The sequence below is a fragment of the Bradyrhizobium sp. AZCC 1588 genome (assembly GCF_036924735.1).
Lineage (GTDB): Bacteria > Pseudomonadota > Alphaproteobacteria > Rhizobiales > Xanthobacteraceae > Bradyrhizobium.
In genome coordinates this window covers 6,094,011-6,114,030 of record NZ_JAZHSC010000001.1, presented here as the reverse complement: position 1 = coordinate 6,114,030, position 20,020 = coordinate 6,094,011, and the positions used below count along the sequence as shown (strand labels likewise).

The window sequence follows — 20,020 nt, the reverse complement described above, 5'->3', positions numbered from 1 at the left end:
AAATGAGCGGTCAGAGATCCGGACAGCGTTCCTATCTTGTCTATGGCTTGCTGACCGTCATCCTGTTCGGCGGTTATGTGCTGGTCAGTGATCTGCAAAACGACAACTCCGCAACCATTGCGCCGACCGTGTCACTCAATCGCTGACGAGGCGCGCGGGCTGGTTTGGGCAGTCGGTATCCTGGGGCGTCAGAAAGTATATCCGGCGGGAGTGAAGTTGATCTTTCCGAGAGCTGGTCGGGGCGCCCCCCGTGAGCGACATATCCCGGATCTGTTGTCGATGCCGTCGGAAGACATGCTTGCTGACGCCAAGTGGAAAAAATGTGAGTTGGCGGTTGGGGACCAAGGGCAAACTGAAAGCACGTTTTGCCGCCGTTCGCGTGCGGACCGCCGATGGACCACCACAGCGGATCAAGGACATGGGCCAACGGCATCTCCCGGTGAGGAAGCGTGGCTGATCGGCGAGCATCGCCGTTCGGGAGAGAAGAAATACTATCTCGCCAACCTGCCCGCAGCGACAGACCTGCGCACGTTAGCCACCACCATCAAGGCACGATGGATTTGCGAACAGGCCCATCAGCAGTTGAACGAGGAAGTCGGGCTTGATCACTTCGATGGACGATCCTGGCAAGGCCTTCATCGTCACGCACTTATGACAACAATCGCCTACGCGTTCCTCCAGCATCGCCGACTCGCACAAGCGGGCGGAAAAACGAATCAACGGGCCTCCGCCTCAGCCGAGCCTGCCGGCCGTACGCCACGCCATCGTCGAACTCATCGCTCGACCACGACCGCAGCGATGCCCGTAGACAAATCAGCGAAAAGTAGCAGCGTGAATAAATCTGCCAAAGTAGTGCTAGTTCACCATTCCGCCGCTTCGCGCGCCGAACGGCGAATGAGGTGCCGGCGCTTGCGGCCTTGCGCGATCTCGTGCGGCCGCCGGACGGGATGACAGCAGTCGAATTAGAAGATGGACGCCGCGTCTTTTGCACCGGCGGGCAGCAACCCGGCGGAGGTGAAGCGGCAGCTCGCCAACAAGGAGAAGGCGTCATGATCGTCATCCCGGCAGGCGTGCAAGTGCACTTGGCGCTCGGCTATACCGACATGCGAAAAGGACCCGACGGCCTCTCCACATTGATCCAGGAACACCTGAAGAAGGACCCTTTCTCGGGTCATCTGTTCGTCTTCCGCGGCAAGAATGCTTCGCTCTTGAAGATCCTGTTTTGGGATGGGACAGGGCTGTGTCTCTTCACGAAGCGGATCGACCGTGCGCAGTTCATGTGGCCACGCGCGACCGAGCCTGGCGGCATGGTGATGCTGACACCGGCGCAACTCGCGATGTTGATCGAGGGTATCGACTGGCGCACGCCGGAGCGCTTCTGGCGCCCGCTTCTCGCGGGATGAATCGCGAAAACCTGCGTCGAATAAGGCGAAGTTGCTTCTTCGAATCAGCGTGTCGAGTAGAATGTTGAATCTTGGTTCCAACTGTTGGAACTGCACGCCAGGGCCGCGGGGATGAGTCGGCCCTTTGATCAGAACCCACGTGCGCAGCATGATCGTTCTGATGGCGGACACGTCTGTACCTAAAGGTACGTCGATAAGCTCAAGGAGACAAAGGGACAGCCGACGCGTTAGCATCCTGGACCTCCTCAGCGTTTTAATAGCTTGCAAGCGGAGAGACCATGCGGGTTGTGATTTGCGGTGGCGGCGTAGTGGGCGCCTGCACAGCCTACTTCCTCAGCCGACGCGGCGCCCAAGTAATCGTGGTTGAGAGCACTGAGGTTGCCGCCGCCGCATCTGGAAAGGCCGGCGGATTTCTGGCACTCGACTGGTGTGCCGGCACGTCGGTAGACGCGCTGGCCCGACGCAGTTTCCAGCTGCACGCTTCTTTGCCGCAGGAGATCGCCGACGATTGGGGCTATCGTCCCATGACCGCTTACAGCGGATTCGTCGCTTCCGAGCGCGACCCGCGCCGCCAGAAACCTTCGGAGCTCGATTGGCTCTCCAACGGCGTTGTTATTGCGTCGCGGTTAAGCACCCCTGAGACGACGGCAATCGTTCATCCCCGCATGTTCACCTCCACTATGATGCGCGCCGCCCAAGCGCGCGGCGCCGAACTGCGCCGCGGGCGCGCTACTGGCGTGGTGAGGCATACCCACGCCACGACTGTGCGGGGCGTAGAAGTTGATGGCGACATCATTGAGGCAGACGCCGTCGTTGTCGCCATGGGACCGTGGTCATTGCTGGCGGCGGAATGGATGAGCTTGCCGGCCGTTTTCGGGCAGCGTAGTCCGAGTCTTGTCTACGACACCGGCGCAGACGTTCCCCCACACGCACTATTTCTAGACCATCACGATGAGACCGGCGACATGGTAAGCGTCGAGGTGTTTCCGCGCGCAGACGGCAGCACCCATATTACGGCTCTATCCGACGTGGTCCCGCTGCCGATCGACCCCGCCGCGGTAAAGCCGGATTCAGAGGCCATCGGTCGCCTGCAGGCCATTGCCGAACGGTTGTCGCCGGTCTTCCGCCGAGAAAGGATCCTAGCGCGGCAAGCCTGTTTCCGTCCGGTCACACATGACGGCTTGCCGCTGATAGGCAAAGTCCCACGCAGCGAGGGGCTCTATGTCGCTACCGGGCACAATGTCTGGGGTATACTTAACTCACCAGCGACCGGGGAAGCGATTGCCGAATTGATCGCTGACGGTGCAGCACAAAGCATCGACCTAGCGCCGTTCGACCCGATGAGACTGCCTGCGCTCGACCCTTCGCTGCTGCGCATGAGTTGAATTTCGGTCGGCACGTTGATCTGAATCCTGCATCATGTACTGGTCGTGGACCGGATCGAGATCGGCGTTGCTAATAGCAGGGACAGTAGCAAACGCATTGCTTATTGGTGGAACCTGACAGAACTAGGAGATGCCGTGGCGGACTTCACGTTTCGGGCGCGAACTGCCGTCGTTGGGGGAGCTCTCGCGTTTCAGATGCGCCGCGCAGCTGCAGCGCGTTCGAACGAACGCGGCCTTCAGATCCTGACAATACCACAGCTCGCCGCGAGGCTGCCAGGTGGCTTCACGACATCAATCTCGTCAGAACATCTCGATCTTGCGGTTCAGCGCGCCCTCGCCGAGGGCGGCTTCCTTGAGCTGGAAACGGTCCGATACCTGCCGGGGATGATCCGAGCGGTTTCCCGAACCTTGCGCAAGGTCTGGGATGCGGACATCGATTTGCAATCGAAAGGGCGCGCAATAAAATGTCCGTCTCGGCGACTTGGCACTGATTGAGGAGCGTATCCGACGATATCTGCCGTGCACGACATTGCTACCACGCGACCTGCGGGACGCGGCTCTCGGACGAATTCGTCACGCGACGCGCGTGGTCAGTCCGGTGACAAACGCTTGCACCTCTTCCAATCTTTCTGGCGATCCTTTTATGCTATTTGACTATCCGAACGATCGGATGGAGCCTCGAAACGGCAGGCTATATATCCTGACCAGGCAAACACCATGAAAGTTGGAAGAGAGCTTGTTCATCATCACGTTCCAACCTGATGTGAAGCGACGAGCTCCAAAGGCTGCACGATGAAGGGCGCAATCAACTCAGCACCGTCGCGCCGCCACTTTTTGCGGCTAACATCAATGGCTGCGGCATCAGCCCTGGCTCCAGCGTGGGCCGAGCAGCTAGAACCAGCGGATTCGGCCACATCCCAGCCCGTGTCCGGACGCATCGCCACGTTCGAGGAGGTATGGCGGACCGTCCGAGACCGATTCTACGATCCGCACCTACGCGGGCTCGATTGGTCGGCTATTCGGGAACGTTACTTGCCAGACGCCATACGGGCGAGTTCCGAAGAGGCGCTGGCCAGCGTCACTAATAGCATGCTCTCCGAGCTGCATGCTTCGCACACCCGCTACTACACACGGTACGAACCAGAGTACTACCAGCTTTCCGATATTTTTGCCGGTGGGCTAAGACGACGCGGACTGGAACGCGCTTTTCCGGGTGGCCGTATTTCCTATCCCGGCATTGGCATCCTCTCGCGTCTCGACATGCAGGGCCATAGCGTGATTACCGGTGTTATAGAGCGCACGCCGGCCCAACAAGCCGGCCTGCTCGCTGGCGATGTGATCGTCTTCGCAGACGGTGCACCGTTTCAGCCGGTACAGTCGTTCCGCGACAAAATTGGCAAGGAAGTAGTGCTGAGCCTGCGTCGTGTCGGCGCGCTTATGCAAATATCGGCTACCCCAGTCGATATCGAACCCAACAAAATGTTCTTGGACGGCTTGAGGGCCAGCGCCCGCATAATACGAGCCAACGGCCGAAGCATCGGCTATGTTCATGTCTGGTGCTACGCTGGCTCCGTGTATCAGCGGACACTCGAGCATCTTCTATCGCAAGGTCCGCTGAACGAAGCCGACGCGCTGATCTGGGACCTACGCGATGGCTGGGGCGGCGCGATTCCCGAGTATCTCGATTTGTTCAACACCCGAGCGCCGACGATGCGAGTCACTGATCGAAATGGCGCCGGCGAACTCCGGAACGTGAAGTGGCGCAAGCCAGTCGCCATGCTTATCAACGGTGGCACCCGCAGCGGCAAGGAGATCCTTGCCTACGGCTTCAAAAAATACCGGCTTGGCGAGGTCATCGGTACCCGTACCGAGGGAGCTGTCCTCGCTGCGACAGCATTCCTCATTGGCGGCGGCTTGCTGTTGCTCGCGGTCCAGGACGTGCATGTCGACGGGGAGCGGCTGGAAGGCGTTGGCGTCGCACCCACGATCGAAGTCCAAGCTGACCCGGACTCCATGGATCGCAGTGATCCTCAACTCAATCGTGCAATCGCGGTCCTATCCAGGGTCTGATCCTCGGGAGGCAGCCAGCTGGCTCTTACATTGTTCCGGAGGACCGGACGCCACCAGTGAAATGCTGCTTGCCTGAGCATTCGCGCCCACGGCCGCTAGATTAGAGCTAGTCGACTCGTGTGCCCAATCGCCTTGGTACCGCGCCAAATCCTCTCTGATCCCTTTGAAGAACAGCTGCCCACCAAGACGGCCTGGGCGACGTCATTCTGTCGATTGCCTTCGGAGGCGCTGGTTTCAACACTATCCGCCAATAGCGGGAGTCCGACGTATTCATTCGATCACTTCGTCGGTGCAGGCGAGCAAAGTCGCCGCCTGAGCGGCGCAACGCGAACTAGTCGCTCGGCTGCTCGATCCTTCCGGTGCGCTGAAAATACGACATGAGCATCTGGCAAACTAGCGCCCACGAAGTGCCGAAGCACCAGCCCGCCAACACATCGCTCGGATAATGAACTCCGAGATATATGCGGCTGACTCCGACCAGCAGGGTAAGGATCGCGGCGGTCACTATAAGATGGATGCGAACAGAGCGGGAAGCTTGCGTTTGAGCAAGCATCAAGCCGAGCGTCAGATAGCAGACAGCCGAAATCGCTGCGTGCCCGCTCGGAAAGCTCAGCGTAGAGACCTGAGTGAGTTGAGCGACGAGATCGGGGCGCGCTCGCGCAAAGGCAAGCTTGAGAAGGGTATTGAGAGCGGCGCCGCTCAGGACCGTCGTCAGGACGAACAAACCGGCGTGACGTTTGCCTATGGCAAAAAGGAACGTGGTCACAACCGTGACCAGCAGTGCAAGTACCGCGGTACTGCCCAGTGCGGTGATGTCTCGCACAACGTCAAGCAACCATGGCGGCCCGATTGGCCGCGACAAGTCGGACGCATGGCGAAAGGCGACCATCAACCAACGGTCGAACGCGATAGGCTCTCCTTCGGTCACTTCTAGTGCGATGAACGCAAAACCGAACAGAAGAACGGCGACGAACAAGGTCGGAGCCCAAGACTTCAGATGCCTGGCAGCATTCTGCGATTCAGTTGTTCTCATCTTCGTCGCCTCCGGGGAGTTCAACTTCCATCAATCTCCAAAGATACGAAGTGAGGTTTGGCGGCTAAGCGAGCATTGGCAATGCGGATTATGCGCTTTGCCAAAAGTCCACGCCGCGGCCCGAGCTGCGCCGGCTTCCATTCACGGCTACGTCGCCGCCACTACGTTCGCGGGCTGCCTGACGCAGCCTTTGCGAAGGCTCGCCGGGCTGGTAGCCCGGATGCCGGGATTGAATCACCTGGCCGACACTTGCCGCACGCATGACGTCACCAAGCGGGATCATCGGAATATAGGTGTCTCTCCTCATCCAGCCGCTCTGGGTGGGATCGAACGAGAGCCAGAGATTGCGAACCAGGACCTGGCCCTGATCGGGTGTCGGTACTGGGCTCTCTACAAAGCGGAAATCGTCTTCACGAATATTGCCTTCAGGTCTTCTGACAAGGAGCCATTGGCGATGACGTCGTTGCTCATTGCTTTCCCTGTGCCGGAAATGGCAGCACCGAGGATAGCCTGTGGCATTTTGCCCTGACGCGGTGATCTAAAATGTCACCCGGTCTGGGCTATCGAGTGCAGCTCATTGACGAGCACGCGCATGTTCTCGCTGTAGTCCACGGGCACTACGACGAGATGGACGCCGCCTTCCGCGAAAGCCGCTCCCAGCGTCGTCGCGAGTTCCGAGACTTTCCCGACGCGGGAGCCCTTGGCGCCATATGACTTCGCATAAGCCACAAAATCAGGATTACCGAAGTCGAGACCGAAGTCGGAAAATCCGTCGACTTCCTGCTTCCATCGGATCATGCCGTAGGCACGATCCTCGAGCACGAGCACGACGAGATTCAATTTGAGCCGCACGGCCGTCTCAAGCTCCTGCGAATTCATCATGAAGCCGCCATCACCGCAGACGGCGAGCACGCGCCGATCCGGATGGATCAGCGACGCTGCGATCGCCGAAGGAAGACCCGCCCCCATGGTCGCGAGCGCGTTGTCGAGCAGCAGCGTGTTGGCGACGCTGGTGCGATAGTTGCGGGCGAACCAGATCTTGTACATGCCGTTGTCGAGGGCAACGATGCCGTCCGGCGGGATGACCTGGCGGACGTCGTGCACGATGCGCTGCGGCGTCAGCGGAAACCGATCCTCCGTCGACCGTTCGGCGAGGTGGGCAAGGATCCCTTCCCGCAGACCCAGCAATGCCTGACCATTGGGGAGCTTGCCTTCGAGGCGATCGGCCAGGCTCGTGAGGCTCACGCCGACGTCGCCGACGATCTCCGCCTGCGGGAAGTATACCTGTTCCACCGTCGCCGGCGTGGCGCCGACATGGATAACCTGCGGTCCATCATGGCCCATCAGGAAAGGCGGTTTCTCGACGGTGTCGTGGCCGATCGAAATAATCAGGTCGGCCTGGTCGACAGCCTCGTGAATCCAATCCCGCTCCGACAGCGCGGCTGTGCCCATATAGAGATTGGAGCCGGCATTGACCGCGCCCTTCCCCATCTGGGTGTTGAAGAATGGAATCCTGCATCGTCGCACGAACGCCGACAGCGGCTCGGCGAGATGCGGGCGGCTCGCCGCGGCGCCCAGCATGACGAGCGGCCTGCTGGCGCCCATGATCATGGCTGCGGCGCGCTCGATGGCCGCTGTAGGCGCGACCGGAAGCTCGACGACATGCGGGGGAATGATGTCGGCCGCGGCTTCGTCGGCCGCGATATCCTCGGGTAGTTCGAGATGCACCGGGCCCGGCCGCTCCTGCTGCGCGACCCGGAAGGCGTCGCGAACCAGGGTCGGAATACTCTGCGCGGAGACGATCTGCGTCGCCATCTTGGTGAGCGGCCGCATGGTCGCGACGATGTCGACGATTTGGAAGCGCGCCTGGCGGCTGCTCCGGATCGCCTTCTGGCCTGTGATCATGACCATCGGCATCGCGCCCAAATGCGCGTAGGCCGCAGCCGTCGTCAAATTGAGCGCACCGGGACCCAGCGTCGTCAGGCAGACGCCCGCGCGCCCGGTGAGGCGCCCGTAGGTGGCCGCCATGAAGCCGGCAGACTGCTCGTGCCGCGTCAGCACCAGCTTGATCTTCGAGCGCCGCAGCGATTCCAGCACGTCGAGATTCTCCTCGCCGGGGATGGCGAAGATGTACCGGACGCCCTCGTTCTCAAGGGCGGCCACCAGCAGATCGGAGGCTTTTGTCATGCGGCCGAAACTCCGCTCGCGCCTGTTGCAGCTTTCTCCGCCCGATGCCGCAGCGTCCATTCCGGCCGAACGAAGTGACAGGTGTAGCCGTCAGGATATTTTTCCAGATAATCCTGATGCTCGGGCTCGGCCTCCCAGAACGGTCCGGCAGGAGCCACCTCGGTGACAACCTTGCCCGGCCAAAGGCCGGAAGCATCGACATCGGCGATGGTGTCTTCCGCGATCCGCTTCTGCGCGTCGCTGGTATAGAAGATGGCCGACCGGTAGCTCGCGCCCCGGTCATTGCCCTGGCGGTTCAGCGTCGACGGATCATGGATCTGAAAAAAGAACTCCAGCAGCTTGCGATAGCTGATGGTCTGCGGATCGAACGTGATCTCAATCGCTTCGGCGTGATTGCCGTGGTTGCGATAGGTCGCGTTTGGCACCTCGCCACCGGTGTAGCCCACCCTGGTCGAGATCACGCCGGGATGCCGGCGCAGCAGATCCTGCACACCCCCGAAGCAGCCGCCGGCCAGGACTGCCCGTTCCGCCGAAACTGTCATGTCTGTTCTCTCTGGTTCGCTGCGGTCGTCGCTCCCGAGTTCTATCAAGGACGCACAATGAGGCCGAACGATGCAAAAGCACAAATATCAATGAACCTCTGGTTTGCTGCCAGAACCGGACGTTCGGTCAGCGGCGCTTTTGACCCGTTTCGGACATCGCCATAGCCGATCGGCGCACATATCTGCTGTATTACCAATTCGATTTCCCCGAGCTCCGCCAGACGCATGCCCTCATAGGATTGCCCGCGGCTATATCGAAGATGTTGGCTGACTGTGAAGTACTTTACATCCCGTGTTCTTGGCCCGGGCTAAGATGGCGGAAGGCTTCTTACTTTGAAGGAGGCATCCGATGTTCGCGACAATCAAATGGAACTCCCGATTTAACGCTCGCGAATGGGTGATGATGGCTGGGGCGCTCGTCGTTCAACTCAGCGCACTGAATTCATTACGAGAGAAGGGTGAACGCAAACCAGGGCGGCCACTCTGGAAACACTTTGACGACACCCATCATTGGGACTCAACCGCGGAGGAATGGGTCCCCAACGATGATCGGTGATCGTACACCTGTTATGGGTCCCGCAGGCCGGATTCTGAGACTTCAGGATCCCTCTCGCTGACAGGCCCGTCGAGCGCTGCGGTCGCGTACAAGTAGCTGGATCGGGATGTGAGTTTGTGCCGGACGCTTGATAGTGGTCAAGCGATTGCTTCTGGCTGTTTGCCGACCTCTTCGGTAACCATCTGGATGGCGATCCTGGCACGTTGAGACCCGCCAACGCACTCCGAAGAAGTCCGTTCATCGGGGCGGACCGGATCTGGCCAGTCTCTGTTCAGACCGATGCGACTGACCCACAGCCGACATCGGCGGTGCGGTAGTTTCACAACCCACCCAATGCGCTGGTAGGAGCGGAAGCGTTAGCCACAGTTCGCGAGCGATTCCGAGAAAGGTGAATGATTGCTTGCTTCACTGTGGCTAGAGTGCGCCGAATTTCTTGAGAAGCCAGTTCAGAGCCTTGGCTGTCACCTCATCGACGTCGCCGTTGCCTCTGCCGCTAGACGAGATCGTGAGGTTTTGGAATGGGAATCTCTGTAGCGCGCCTTCGCGCAGGGCATCGCCGGCGATGAAGGTCGGCAGCAACGCAACGCCCCTGCCCGCGATCGCGGCGTCGCGCAGCACCTCGGCGCACAGCGTCCATTCCGGCTGAACCCAGTGGTCCCCATCGGGGCCAGTCAATTTCCACTGATTGCCGGTCAGCAGAAAGCCATAGGTCAGCAGCGCGTGACTCCGCAATTCGTTGGGATGTTTCGGCGTGCCATACTGCTCAAGATAATCCGGCGCCGCGCAGATTGCCCGATCGATCGCCAGGATCTTGCGCGCCCCACCAAACAATTCACCCGCAGCCCTCAACTATCGGCACCGTATTCCACTCTGAATAGCCGCCGATCCTTGCGTGCGAAGTGCGGCAGTATCAACATGGTGCAGGCCGCGGCTGCTGCACAATTCTAACGGCGTTTGCCAGCGGTTGTCGCCTCCTTAGACACAGTCGAGAGTGCGGTCCTCAGCGGCTAAAAGCCGAATTGCGCGCGCCCAAGGTTATCTCGGAGTACGTGCGCACGTATCGCGAGGAGCGGAAGCGCCTCGCAGCTACATCAAATGCAGCGCCTTGAGCAGCGGCTTGGGCGATCGAGCCGGGAAATCGAACGACTGGTGGATGCGATTGCAAAAGGACATGGCGATCCATCCGTTCTCGGACCGCGATCAACTGCCTTAGCTGCCGAGCGAAATCGGATATCTGAGGAGTTGCAGAGCGAACCGAACCGCCCCGAAGGAAGTCGCGCTGCATCCGGCCATCCTCAAACGATATGAGGAGCAACTCGGTCGGCTTGAAGAAGCACTCGCGAAAGGTGGCCAGTGCGGACGATGGAGAGGCTGCAGAAGCCATCAGAGATCTGGTGGAGACCGTCACTGTGTTCCGCGATCCGGGGCCGCCCAGGTGGTGTAGCCGTGGAGATAGCAGGCTGGCTAAATGCTTTACTCGGGGAAAAGGCCTATCCGAACCAAGTCAAAGGAGTGTGAGGAAAGGTGGTAGCGGGGGAGCCGCAAGAGCTGTTCTGCTAAGTTGGACCAGTGGAGCATCGCGAATTCGCGGCAAAGGGGTGAAGCTTTCTACCTCCAGCAACTGATACTGCTCGTTAGCACCCACCCATCTCCCCTACCCTCGGAAACCTGGCTGTGCTCGTCGGCCGCCCGAGGCAGCCCACTCTTACCTCACAAGGTCTGCTCACATTGGCTGTGATGAGATTTTTCTTGATTTCCCGGTGCACACGTCATGCACACGCCGCCTTCTAACCAGTTGAAAAGCTTGAATTCTCGCTCCAGTCCATCATGGGGGCGCAAGAAAATTTGCAGCGTAAGTCATTCATTTCGTTTATCTATTTTTCTCTCGCTCGGTCCTGCGCATGATTGGACCGACTGAAGAATTTCATGCGACCGAGCTTCGGCAGATTGGTTTGTCTAGGATCATATCCGACTAGATTGGAAGCGAAAATCGCGCTTTCGCATTCTCAGTGCACACGGCTCGCACCTGGGACGGCCGATTAAGAAGCGCATGCTTCAGCGAGTTATCAGAGCTCGAGCATCGCCGATACGCCGAAAGTATTGCGACGCTCGAATGTAGCGGTCTCGAATTTGAGGCCTAATTCGCGAGCGCGGCGCCACGACTCCTCAAGCTCCGCGTGCGTCGGTCGGCGGGCGATCTCGGCGTATTTGTCCCGGTACTTGGCGCTCGCCGGGTCACAGAAATTGTCGGGATGGAACTGCGCCATCACGTTCACCGGCGCGGCGGGCACGCGCTCGGCAATCCATTCCAGCACCGGATACGTGCAGCAATCGATGTGATTGGGCATCACCAGGTGGCGGATCGAGAAATCCTCCCCCCACTCGTCAAGCAACTCAATGTTGCGCGTCACCGTCTCCCAGTACCATGGCGTCTTCGCCAGCGTCGTCGCGCAGCCGCCGGGACCGAATTTGAAATCGGGGAGCCACACATCGGTCAGGACGCGCAGGATCTTCATGCTTTCGAGAGTCATGAAGAAGTTGCTGTTCCAGAGCATCGGCGCATTGAACGCCCCGTCATAGAGAGCAGCATCGGGCACCTCGTCGAACCAGAGAAAACGGTCAGCCTTCGTTTTGCGCGCTCGCGCCAGCTCCGCCTGCGTGGGCGTGTAGTCGCGGCCCAACAACGCGATGGTGTCGACGATGGCATGCAGGTGAATGACGACCTCGCCGCCGACCCAATTGATATTGTGGCAACCCTCGCGGCGCAGCGTCCGGGCCATCGCCGCTAGCGTGCGCGGGTCCGTCTCTTCGCCATTGTCTTTATCGGTGCTGATGTCACCGTTCTGGCAGAAAGCGCACCGCATGTTGCATGAGGTGAAGAAGATCGTCCCCGAGCCCTCGCTGCCGCGATAGAACAGTTCCTCGCCGGTGTGATGGAAATGCGAGCTGACCCGTGAGCCGGCGGCGAGCTTGCAGGCGCCGAATCTGGCCCCCACCGCACGGTCGACGCGGCAATCCCACGGACAGAAATTGCAGTGGCCGAGCATACGGTAGGCGAGCTCGCGGCACAGCTCCAGGAGGCTCGGTCCATCCGCCGCACGCGGCAACCGTTGACCCGCCCGGATCGCTTCCCAGCGCGCGAGAAATATCGGCGTGAGGCGGTCGAGTTCGGCCCAGAGCGCATCCTCGCTGCTGGTCGCCGGGTCGAGCTTCGTGGCGACCGTCGCAGCAATGCGAAACTTGGCCGGTCGCTGGTTCTCCGCAACGGCCAGGTACCAGGACAAGGCATCGTAGATGGCCGGGTCGTCCCAAACTGTCAGTCTGGTCAAATCGCTCATGGGACCTGCTCCCGCGCCGTGGCCGCGGCTGGTGAAGCGCGATCGCGCTCCGGCGACCACAGGAGGCTTGCTTCAAAGTTCAGACTTCGCGATTTCACTGCACCCGGTATTTGCTCATGTAGTGTTTGCGCAGGATCTTGCGGGTCTGCTCAGCAAGGCGCCTGTTAGCGTCAGCTTGCGGCTTGTCGCGGCGCTCCGGCGCCTTCGGCCGATGCGGATGTGGGCGCTGTTTGGTCGAATGTTGTCTTCGGGTCAAAGCGGCACGCCTTTGTTCATGCGACGATCTCGACCGGACTGCCGATGGCAAGACCGAGATCGCGGTCCGCCCGCCCCTGATTGACGGCAATTTCGGCAAGCCCGTTGGAGTTCTCATACCAGAAAGCCGCGCCTGGCGGCAGATCACTGAAGGTCCTCGCGCGGTCCAGAACCCGCCCCACCGCGGTGAGCCTTGCGCCGGGCGGCAGCGTAGCCGCCCTCAGTCCGGTCATCGCATTGCCGTAGTGATCGACGTAAACGATCTCGCAGAGGTCATCCGGCCAGTCTGCCCGGCGATCTGCGCCGTCGTGACGTGGCCGGCCGGGGGGCGGATCACCGCGCGCCAGCATGGCTGCCACCGGGGCGAAGAGGTCGCGCCCGTGAAAGCTGGCCGAGAGATGCTTCGGCTTCCAGTCGATGTCCCAGCTGCGCGTCTCTTGGGCTCTGCGCTGGATCAGCTCAAACAAGCCATTGCCGGGGCCGATATACCAGCGGCCATCGGCTTCGACAAAAATGGATGGCCGCGTCCCGCCGACGCCCGGATCGACAACGCAGAGAAAGACGGTTCGTACCGGAAACCATGCAGCATAGGCGGCCAACAGATACGCCGATGCCTTGGGATTGCTGACTGGCGCATCGGCGAAGAGGTCGACAACGGGAATGCGCGGCGCCATCTGGTGCAGCACCGCCTTCATCTGACCCGTATACGGGCCGTGCAACCCAAAATCCGTGAACAGGGCAATCATGGTGTCAGCCTGCCCAACTGTGTGTCCGCTTCGCTCGAAAACGCTATACTGACCCATCCGAGCCGTGCGACGGACCGCGGTCACAGCAGCACGCCAAATCCTGCTTGCTCTCCCTCAATCGGCTCGCCCACTGTGATCGTAGGCTCGGCGCAATGTCGATCTCGCGTCTGCTCATCATCTTCGGCTTGTCGCTCGTTGCGCTTGGGCTGCTATGGCCCGTGATCAACAAGATTGGCTTAGGCCGGTTGCCCGGCGACATCGTCATCGAGCGCGACAACTTCCGCGTTTATATCCCGCTCGCAACATCGCTGCTGGTCAGCGTGATCCTTTCCCTGATCCTTTGGCTCGCTAACCGTTAGCCGTCGGCGCCTCTTGCTCAGGGTGGACGACGCTCGGGAGCGTTCGCGGCCGGCCTGCCGGCAGCATCATCGTCTGCGCCGTGAGCAGCCACGGCATCCACATAAATCGCGTGGCCTGCGCCCAAAACGTGAAAGGGTTGGCCGCCTCGAACGAGGACCCGAGCGCTTCGAACGATGGCGTTGCCCGGAGGTTGATTGATATCTGCTCCCAATCACCAGTCGGCGATTGCCGGTGAATGATGTCGATGTCGAGGCCGGCCAAACGAGCGCTTGCTCTCGTGGCATCGATATCGCTGCCTCGACTGTACGTTCGCTCAGGCATCGGCCTTTACCATCTTCGTGCACCGATTCCGTCCGCTCGGCACTTGCCGCCGCGGCCGGCTTATTGATTATCGCTCATTATTCCCGGCAATGAAAGCTCGGAAAGTTGCTGCCACGACCATGGCTGCACCCTGCGGAAGGACGGAACCCCGCCTCCTTGAGGCGCGCGAGGAGCTTCATCTGGATCGGTTGAAGCCGGTTAGCTTAGTCGCTTCTGCGGTTGGCTACGATCGCTGGAATCCGCAGTCGAGCCTTCACCATACCACGATGCCTTGCGCATCTTGCCGCCTTCATGTTTGCAAGTTACCGGAAATCCCCGAAAAGGCTCGTTGGTTAAATCAGCATCACTGGATTTTCGTTCGCAGACCGGTGCGCTCGTGGCGGATACATTGCGGCCAGGCGGGCGCGTTCAGCGCGTTCTTCACCATCTGACCAAGCGCCAGGAAATCGACCTTGCGTGGAGACGTCCGGCGCCACGCCAGCCCGATACTACGGCCGGGTTGCGGTTCGACAAAACGTAGGAGCTTCACTCGGTCGTCCCGCAACTCGGCATCGGCCGCGACTTCCGGAACTAGCGTGGCGCCGTATCCGCTTGCCACCATTTGCATGACCGTTGCAAGGCTCGTTGCACTGAGGCTCGAGGCCACGGTCCAACGCCCCTTGGCACAATAGTCGAGCGCCTGATCCCGCAGACAATGGCCTTCTTCCAGCAGAATGAGCTTACGCTTCTTCACGTCGCCGGGCGTCACGCGCGCCGTTTCCGGAAGAGGGTCGTCGGCGGGTACAGCAAAGAGGAAGCGGTCTCTCATGAGATGGAAAACTTCAACCGCGGCCGCCTTGAGCGGCAACGCCAACAACAATACTTCGAGAGCGCCACGCTCGAGATCAGCGAGCAGCACCTTTGTCTGTGCTTCCACCAAATCAAGGCGCAGGTCGGGATACCCGACTTCCAGTTGCGGCAGCAACCGCGGCAGTATGTACGGCGCCAGCGTCGGGATGACGCCGAGGCGCAACGTTCCGCTCAGCACCTTGGCTCTGTGTTGAGCCAGGTCTGTCAGATCGCGCACTGCACCAAGGATCACTCCGGCGCGTTGCGCAATCTCGATGCCAAGTTCGGTGAACATCGGCGCGCCCGGGCGCCGCTCGATCAACTCTATGCCGAGAAGCCCTTCCAGTTCGTGGATCTGCATTGAAAGAGCGGGCTGGCTGACACAACACTCCGCCGCGGCTCGTCCGAAATGCTGATGACGGGCAAGCGCATCAAGATAACATAGCTGCCGGGTCGTGATCACCCCGATAAGATATTCTTAATGCCGCGGCAAAGCAATTTGATTGGCTTTTTGGCCGCTAGCTTAAAACATTAGACTGCCTGAAATCGTGTGGGTTGAAATCACCAGCGCAAGCGCGCCGCACGTGCACGCTCCGAGGGTCGTTGTTGTACGGACAAGCAAAGGGAGGACCGCAAATTCGGACTTATACGCCCGCGGGGCCCGCGAGGTCACCTGATCAAATCGGGAACCATCCATGGTAGGCAAGCAGATCGCATTTTCCGGCAGGGCGCGTGAAAGCATGCTGCGCGGTGTCGACATTCTCGCCAACGCGGTGCAGGTGACGCTCGGGCCCAAGGGCCGCAACGTGGTAATGGAAAAGTCATTTGGCGCACCCCGCATTACCAAGGACGGTGTGACGGTCGCCGGAGATATCGAGCTCGAGAACAAATTCGAGAACATGGGAGCGCGCCTCGTGCGCGAGGTCGCGAGCAAGACCTCCTATGTCGCCGGTGACGGCACAACCACTGCAATCGTGCTGGCGGCTTCCCTCGTTCGCGAAGGCACCAAGGCAGTCGCCGCCGGCATGAATCCGATGGATCTGAAGCGCGGCATCGACCTTGCGGCCGAGGCTGTCGTCGAGGATCTCAAGAAGAACTCGAAGAAGATCACCTCCAACGACGAGATCGCGCAGGTCGGCACCATCTCCGCCAATGGCGATGCCGAAATCGGCAAATTGCTCGCCGAGGCCGTGAAGAAGGTCGGCAACGAGGGCGTGATTACAGTCGATGAGGCGAAGTCGCTCGGGACCGAGCTCGACGTGGTCGAGGGCATGCAGTTCGATCGCGGCTATGTCTCGCCCTACTTCATCACCAATTCCGACAAGATGCGGGTGGAGATGGAGAATCCTTACGTCCTTGTGTATGAGAAGAAGCTCTCAGACTTGCGTGAACTGCTGCCACTGCTGGAAGCCCTGGCGCAGACGGGCAAGCCGCTGCTTGTTATCGCCGAAGAAGTCGAAGGAGAAGCACTCGCCACCCTCGTGGTCAACAAGCTGCGCGGCAGCCTCAAGGTCGCGGCGGTGAAAGCGCCCGGCTTTGGCGATCGCCGCAAGGCGATGCTGCAAGACGTCGCCATCCTTACCGGTGGTACTGCCATCTTGGAAGATCTCGGCATGAAGCTTGAGAACGCCACGCTCGACATGCTCGGCCGCGCCAGAAAGGTAATGGTCGACAAGGGGAGCACCACGATCGTCGGCGGCGCCGGCAAGAAGGCGGACATCGAGGCCCGCATCAACCAGATCAAGCAGCACATCGCGGAGACGACCTCCGACTATGACCGCGAGAAGCTGGAGGAGCGGCTCGCCAAGCTCGCCGGCGGCGTGGCGGTGATCCATGTCGGAGGGGCCACAGAGATCGATGCGAGGGAGCGCAAGGATCGCGTCGACGACGCGATGCATGCGACGCGCGCCGCGGTTGAGGAAGGTATTTCGCCGGGCGGCGGCGTCGCGCTGCTGCGCGCCGCCACGGTGCTCGACCGGGTAAAGCCAGCCAACGAGGACCAGAAGCATGGCGTTGACATCGTCAAGAAGGCAATCAGCTGGCCAGCGCGCCAGATAGCACTAAACGCCGGCGACGACGCCTCGGTCGTGATCGGCAATATCCTGGAGAAGGAGCAGTACAACTGGGGTTATGATGCCCAGACCTGCGAGTACGGCGACCTGGTCTCCAGGGGCATCATCGATCCAACCAAGGTGGTGCGCACCGCGCTGCAGGACGCGGTCTCAGTCGCCGGCCTAATTATCACCACTGAGGCCATGGTTGCCGAGCTGCCGACGCCGCCGCCTCCACCTTTGCCGGGCCATGACCACGACCACCATCGCGGCGATATGGAATTCTGAGCCGATCGCGATCGCGCACACGGGCTCCCCTCGACCGCGCCTACGGTCGCAGGCGCCCCCGGGCGAGGAGTCGTCTTGTGAGAGCACCCATGGTAAGATTTTAACGTCAGAAGTATCGAGCGCCCGCTTGGAGAGTTCCGCCTGTCGGTAGCGAGGATCTCGCGTTGAAGACAAAACCACTTGGCGTTACGCGCCGAACCATCTTGACCGCTGCCGTTGCGGGAAGCGCCGGATTTGCGAGCGCCGCTCTCGCCTCGACACAGCCGCCCAGCGATGACGCGGTGGATGTCGTTAAGCGACTGACTGGAAAAACCCCGACCGCGTCGGATCGTCTGCATCTGGTGATGCCGCGGACCTTTCCGAATGGATACACAGTGCCGCTTACGCTCGCGATCGATAGTCCCATGACGGAAGCCGATCACGTCAGGCACGTTTCTGTGCTGGCGCCACGAAACCCACTGATTGAGGTCGCCACCTTTCATTTCGTCCCACAACGCAGCGAACCCCGCGTGTCGGCACGCATTCGCCTTGCCGAACCGCAATATGTTCTGGCGGTTGCGGAGATGAACGACGGTACATTGCTGATGACAGAAAGCTGGGTCGAGGTCGCAACCAACGGATGCAAGTGACGGAAGGAGGTGCGGAATGTTCACTTCGGCGCCCCGTGTGCAAGTGCCAAGCACCGCCGCGAACGGTGAAGTGTTTCCGGTCAAGACCCTGATCAGCCATCCGATGGAGACCGGGCTGCGGCACGATGACCGGGGCAACGCCATCCCGCGCATGATCGTCAACAGGTTTATCTGTCGCCACAACGGCGTCGTGGTGTTCAGCGTCGATCTCCACGAAGCCATGGCGGCGAATCCTTTTATCGAATTCTACTTGCGCGCGACGGAGAGCGGCCGGCTCGAGTTCGTTTGGGAAGAGGATGGTGGCGACGTCTGTGTGTTGGAGCACCAGCTCACTGTCGCCTAATGATCTCGTGGTGATGTTGCTATGCTCCTTTTCGCGGCCAATGAGCAAAGGGATCGGCGATCGAAAATACCGGGATGGAGCCGGTCTCTGCATGCGCAAAATGATCGCTATTTCGATTGCTGCAGGTTTGTTGACTATTGTCGCCGATCGCAGCCCGGCAGCGGATCGCGATGGTGGAGCCCAACTCGCTGCGATGTGCGCGTCGTGCCATCGTCTGGATGGCGGCGATGGTGGTATTCCGACCATCCTTGGCATGAGTCCGGAGATGCTCACCCGCACAATGCTTGCGTACAGATCGCACGAGCGCCCAAGCCATATCATGCGCGCCATCGCCCTGTCGCTCAGTGATGAAGAAATCGCGACGGTGGCGCGCTATCTCGCGGCGCTAAACAGGCAGGTTAGGCCATGACGTCCTGGACGCGTCGAGAGTTCGGCCGCTTGACGGGAGCAATGGTCCTTGCAGGGCTCGGTCCTCGATTGGCCGCAAGCGCGGCCAAGGCGAGGGTTGTGGTTGTTGGCGGCGGCATTGGCGGAGCCACGGCCGCCAAATACTTGGCCACCAGCGCGCGAACGATCGAGGTCACGCTGGTTGAGCCAAAGCCGAATTATACGACTTGCTTTTTTAGTAACCTTTATCTCGCCGGACTATGCTCGTTCGAGTCGCTTACGCACGGCTACGAGACACTTGCACAACGATACGGGATCAATGTCATTCATGACTCCGTGACATCGGTTGATCCGGTCGCAAAAACCGTCGAGCTCAAGAGTGGTCCAAAATTAACTTACGACCGCGTCGTCGTTGCCCCTGGCATCGCTTTCAATTACGAGGCCTTCGCGGGGTATGACGAGGCGGCAACGCACGTCATCCCGCATGCCTGGAACGCAGGCCTGCAGACGCAGCTGCTGCGACGGCAGCTCGAAAGCATGGAGGATGGCGGCGTCTTCGTGCTCGTCGCGCCCCCTAACCCGTTCCGCTGTCCGCCCGCGCCATACGAACGTGCCTCTCTGGTTGCTTATTATTTCAAACAGCATAAGCCGCGCTCGAGGATCCTGATCCTCGATGCGAAAGATAGCTTCAACGCGCAGGATCTGTTTCTGGATGCGTGGGAGCGACACTATCGGGGTATGATCGAATGGTTACCTGCCCAATTCACCGGTGGAATAAAGGCCATCGACGTGAAGGAGCGATCCGTCAAGACTGCGAGCGAGACATTCAAGGCCGCGGTCGCAAATGTCATACCCCCGCAAATGGCCGGCCAGTTCGCGCAGCAAAACGGCCTCGTGGATCAATCTGGCTGGTGCCCGATCGATCCCATAACGTTCGAATCGAAGCTACAGCCGGGAATCCATGTGGTGGGCGATGCGAGCAGTGCCGGCGACATGCCTAAATCGGCGTTCGTTGCGAATAGCCAAGCCAAGGCCTGCGCGTTTGCCATAGCCGCGGCGCTGACCGGGTCCGAGCGCCAATCGCCTCATTTGTTCAACACTTGCTATACTTTTCTTAGTCCCGACGATGCGGTGAGCAATGCTGTCAGCTTCAAGCCCGTGGCCGGAACGATCAAGATCGTCGACAATTTCGTCAGTCAGGTGCAGGAAAGCGCCGAAACCCGCCACCGGACCGCACGCGAGGCGCAAAGCTGGTACACTGCCTTTACGCGTGACACGTTCGGCTAGCTCCCGCTTCC

18 protein-coding genes and 2 pseudogenes are annotated in these 20,020 nt (G+C 60.3%); 12 read left to right on the top strand and 8 right to left on the bottom strand.

Annotated elements, in window-relative coordinates; all coding sequences use genetic code 11:
* Positions 1 to 2: 2 nt before the first annotated feature.
* The 6 genes and pseudogenes from V1277_RS28365 (at position 3) to V1277_RS28340 (ending at position 4,858) form a co-directional block, all read left to right on the top strand.
* Positions 3 to 146 carry a hypothetical protein gene (locus V1277_RS28365; protein WP_334419137.1) on the top strand — a complete coding sequence of 48 codons (144 nt, stop codon included), beginning with the start codon at positions 3 to 5 and terminating at the stop codon, positions 144 to 146.
* Positions 147 to 153: 7 nt separating this feature from the next.
* A pseudogene (locus V1277_RS28360) lies at positions 154 to 835 on the top strand (transposase); the annotation flags it as partial.
* A gap of 82 nt (positions 836 to 917) precedes the next feature.
* On the top strand, positions 918 to 1,403 hold the full coding sequence (gene tnpB / locus V1277_RS28355; protein WP_442894526.1) for an IS66 family insertion sequence element accessory protein TnpB: 486 nt from the start codon (positions 918 to 920) through the stop codon (positions 1,401 to 1,403).
* A 278-nt stretch (positions 1,404 to 1,681) separates the two neighbouring features.
* The gene (locus V1277_RS28350; protein ID WP_334419136.1) at positions 1,682 to 2,788 is read left to right on the top strand and encodes an NAD(P)/FAD-dependent oxidoreductase; all 1,107 of its coding nucleotides are present in this window, start codon (positions 1,682 to 1,684) and stop codon (positions 2,786 to 2,788) included.
* A 45-nt stretch (positions 2,789 to 2,833) separates the two neighbouring features.
* A complete protein-coding gene (locus tag V1277_RS28345) occupies positions 2,834 to 3,283 on the top strand; it encodes a hypothetical protein (protein ID WP_334419135.1) in 450 nt (149 codons plus the stop codon).
* A 297-nt stretch (positions 3,284 to 3,580) separates the two neighbouring features.
* Positions 3,581 to 4,858, top strand: coding sequence for a S41 family peptidase (locus tag V1277_RS28340; protein WP_334419134.1), 1,278 nt, complete (start codon positions 3,581 to 3,583; stop codon positions 4,856 to 4,858).
* 331 nt (positions 4,859 to 5,189) lie between these two features.
* On the opposite strand, the gene V1277_RS28335 is transcribed toward V1277_RS28340, so the two are convergent.
* From V1277_RS28335 to V1277_RS28310, 7 genes and pseudogenes are all read right to left on the bottom strand, one after another.
* Positions 5,190 to 5,891, bottom strand: coding sequence for a phosphatase PAP2 family protein (locus tag V1277_RS28335; protein ID WP_334419133.1), 702 nt, complete (start codon positions 5,889 to 5,891; stop codon positions 5,190 to 5,192).
* 88 nt (positions 5,892 to 5,979) lie between these two features.
* Positions 5,980 to 6,429: a hypothetical protein gene (locus V1277_RS35080; protein ID WP_442894604.1), complete on the bottom strand. Its 450-nt coding sequence runs from the start codon at positions 6,427 to 6,429 to the stop codon at positions 5,980 to 5,982.
* Between the two features lie 8 nt (positions 6,430 to 6,437).
* Positions 6,438 to 8,078, bottom strand: a complete 1,641-nt coding sequence (locus tag V1277_RS28330) for an acetolactate synthase large subunit (RefSeq protein WP_334419132.1) — start codon at positions 8,076 to 8,078, stop codon at positions 6,438 to 6,440.
* Entirely contained in the window at positions 8,075 to 8,620 is a 546-nt protein-coding gene (msrA, locus tag V1277_RS28325; RefSeq protein WP_334419131.1) for a peptide-methionine (S)-S-oxide reductase MsrA, read from the bottom strand. Before msrA ends, V1277_RS28330 begins: the two co-directional genes overlap by 4 nt.
* Before the next feature lie 970 nt (positions 8,621 to 9,590).
* Positions 9,591 to 9,995: pseudogene (locus V1277_RS28320) on the bottom strand (LysR substrate-binding domain-containing protein); the annotation flags it as partial.
* Between the two features lie 1,247 nt (positions 9,996 to 11,242).
* Complete coding sequence (locus V1277_RS28315) at positions 11,243 to 12,514, bottom strand: radical SAM protein (RefSeq protein WP_334419130.1); 1,272 nt, start codon at positions 12,512 to 12,514, stop codon at positions 11,243 to 11,245.
* Positions 12,515 to 12,786: 272 nt separating this feature from the next.
* Entirely contained in the window at positions 12,787 to 13,515 is a 729-nt protein-coding gene (locus V1277_RS28310) for an SAM hydrolase/SAM-dependent halogenase family protein (RefSeq protein ID WP_334419129.1), read from the bottom strand.
* Positions 13,516 to 13,667: 152 nt separating this feature from the next.
* Here V1277_RS28310 and V1277_RS28305 point away from each other — a divergent pair, with 152 nt between their 5' ends.
* A complete protein-coding gene (locus V1277_RS28305) occupies positions 13,668 to 13,874 on the top strand; it encodes a DUF2905 domain-containing protein (protein WP_249727198.1) in 207 nt (68 codons plus the stop codon).
* A gap of 665 nt (positions 13,875 to 14,539) precedes the next feature.
* Here the strand turns inward: V1277_RS28305 and V1277_RS28300 are convergent.
* Positions 14,540 to 15,487 carry a LysR substrate-binding domain-containing protein gene (locus V1277_RS28300; RefSeq protein WP_334419128.1) on the bottom strand — a complete coding sequence of 316 codons (948 nt, stop codon included), beginning with the start codon at positions 15,485 to 15,487 and terminating at the stop codon, positions 14,540 to 14,542.
* 232 nt (positions 15,488 to 15,719) lie between these two features.
* On the opposite strand from V1277_RS28300, the gene groL reads away from it, so the two are divergent.
* The 5 genes from groL to V1277_RS28275 all read left to right on the top strand — a co-directional run bounded on the left by groL (position 15,720) and on the right by V1277_RS28275 (position 20,009).
* Positions 15,720 to 17,363 (top strand): chaperonin GroEL, encoded by a 1,644-nt coding sequence (gene groL, locus V1277_RS28295; protein ID WP_334419127.1) that lies wholly within the window; start codon positions 15,720 to 15,722, stop codon positions 17,361 to 17,363.
* Positions 17,364 to 17,644: 281 nt separating this feature from the next.
* On the top strand, positions 17,645 to 17,992 hold the full coding sequence (locus V1277_RS28290; protein ID WP_334419126.1) for a thiosulfate oxidation carrier protein SoxY: 348 nt from the start codon (positions 17,645 to 17,647) through the stop codon (positions 17,990 to 17,992).
* A gap of 16 nt (positions 17,993 to 18,008) precedes the next feature.
* Positions 18,009 to 18,335, top strand: coding sequence for a thiosulfate oxidation carrier complex protein SoxZ (soxZ, locus tag V1277_RS28285; protein ID WP_334419125.1), 327 nt, complete (start codon positions 18,009 to 18,011; stop codon positions 18,333 to 18,335).
* A 91-nt stretch (positions 18,336 to 18,426) separates the two neighbouring features.
* Positions 18,427 to 18,744, top strand: a complete 318-nt coding sequence (locus V1277_RS28280) for a c-type cytochrome (protein WP_334419124.1) — start codon at positions 18,427 to 18,429, stop codon at positions 18,742 to 18,744.
* The gene (locus tag V1277_RS28275) at positions 18,741 to 20,009 is read left to right on the top strand and encodes an NAD(P)/FAD-dependent oxidoreductase (RefSeq protein ID WP_334419123.1); all 1,269 of its coding nucleotides are present in this window, start codon (positions 18,741 to 18,743) and stop codon (positions 20,007 to 20,009) included. The genes V1277_RS28280 and V1277_RS28275 overlap by 4 nt, the downstream gene beginning before the upstream one ends.
* The last annotated feature ends 11 nt before the right edge of the window (positions 20,010 to 20,020 follow it).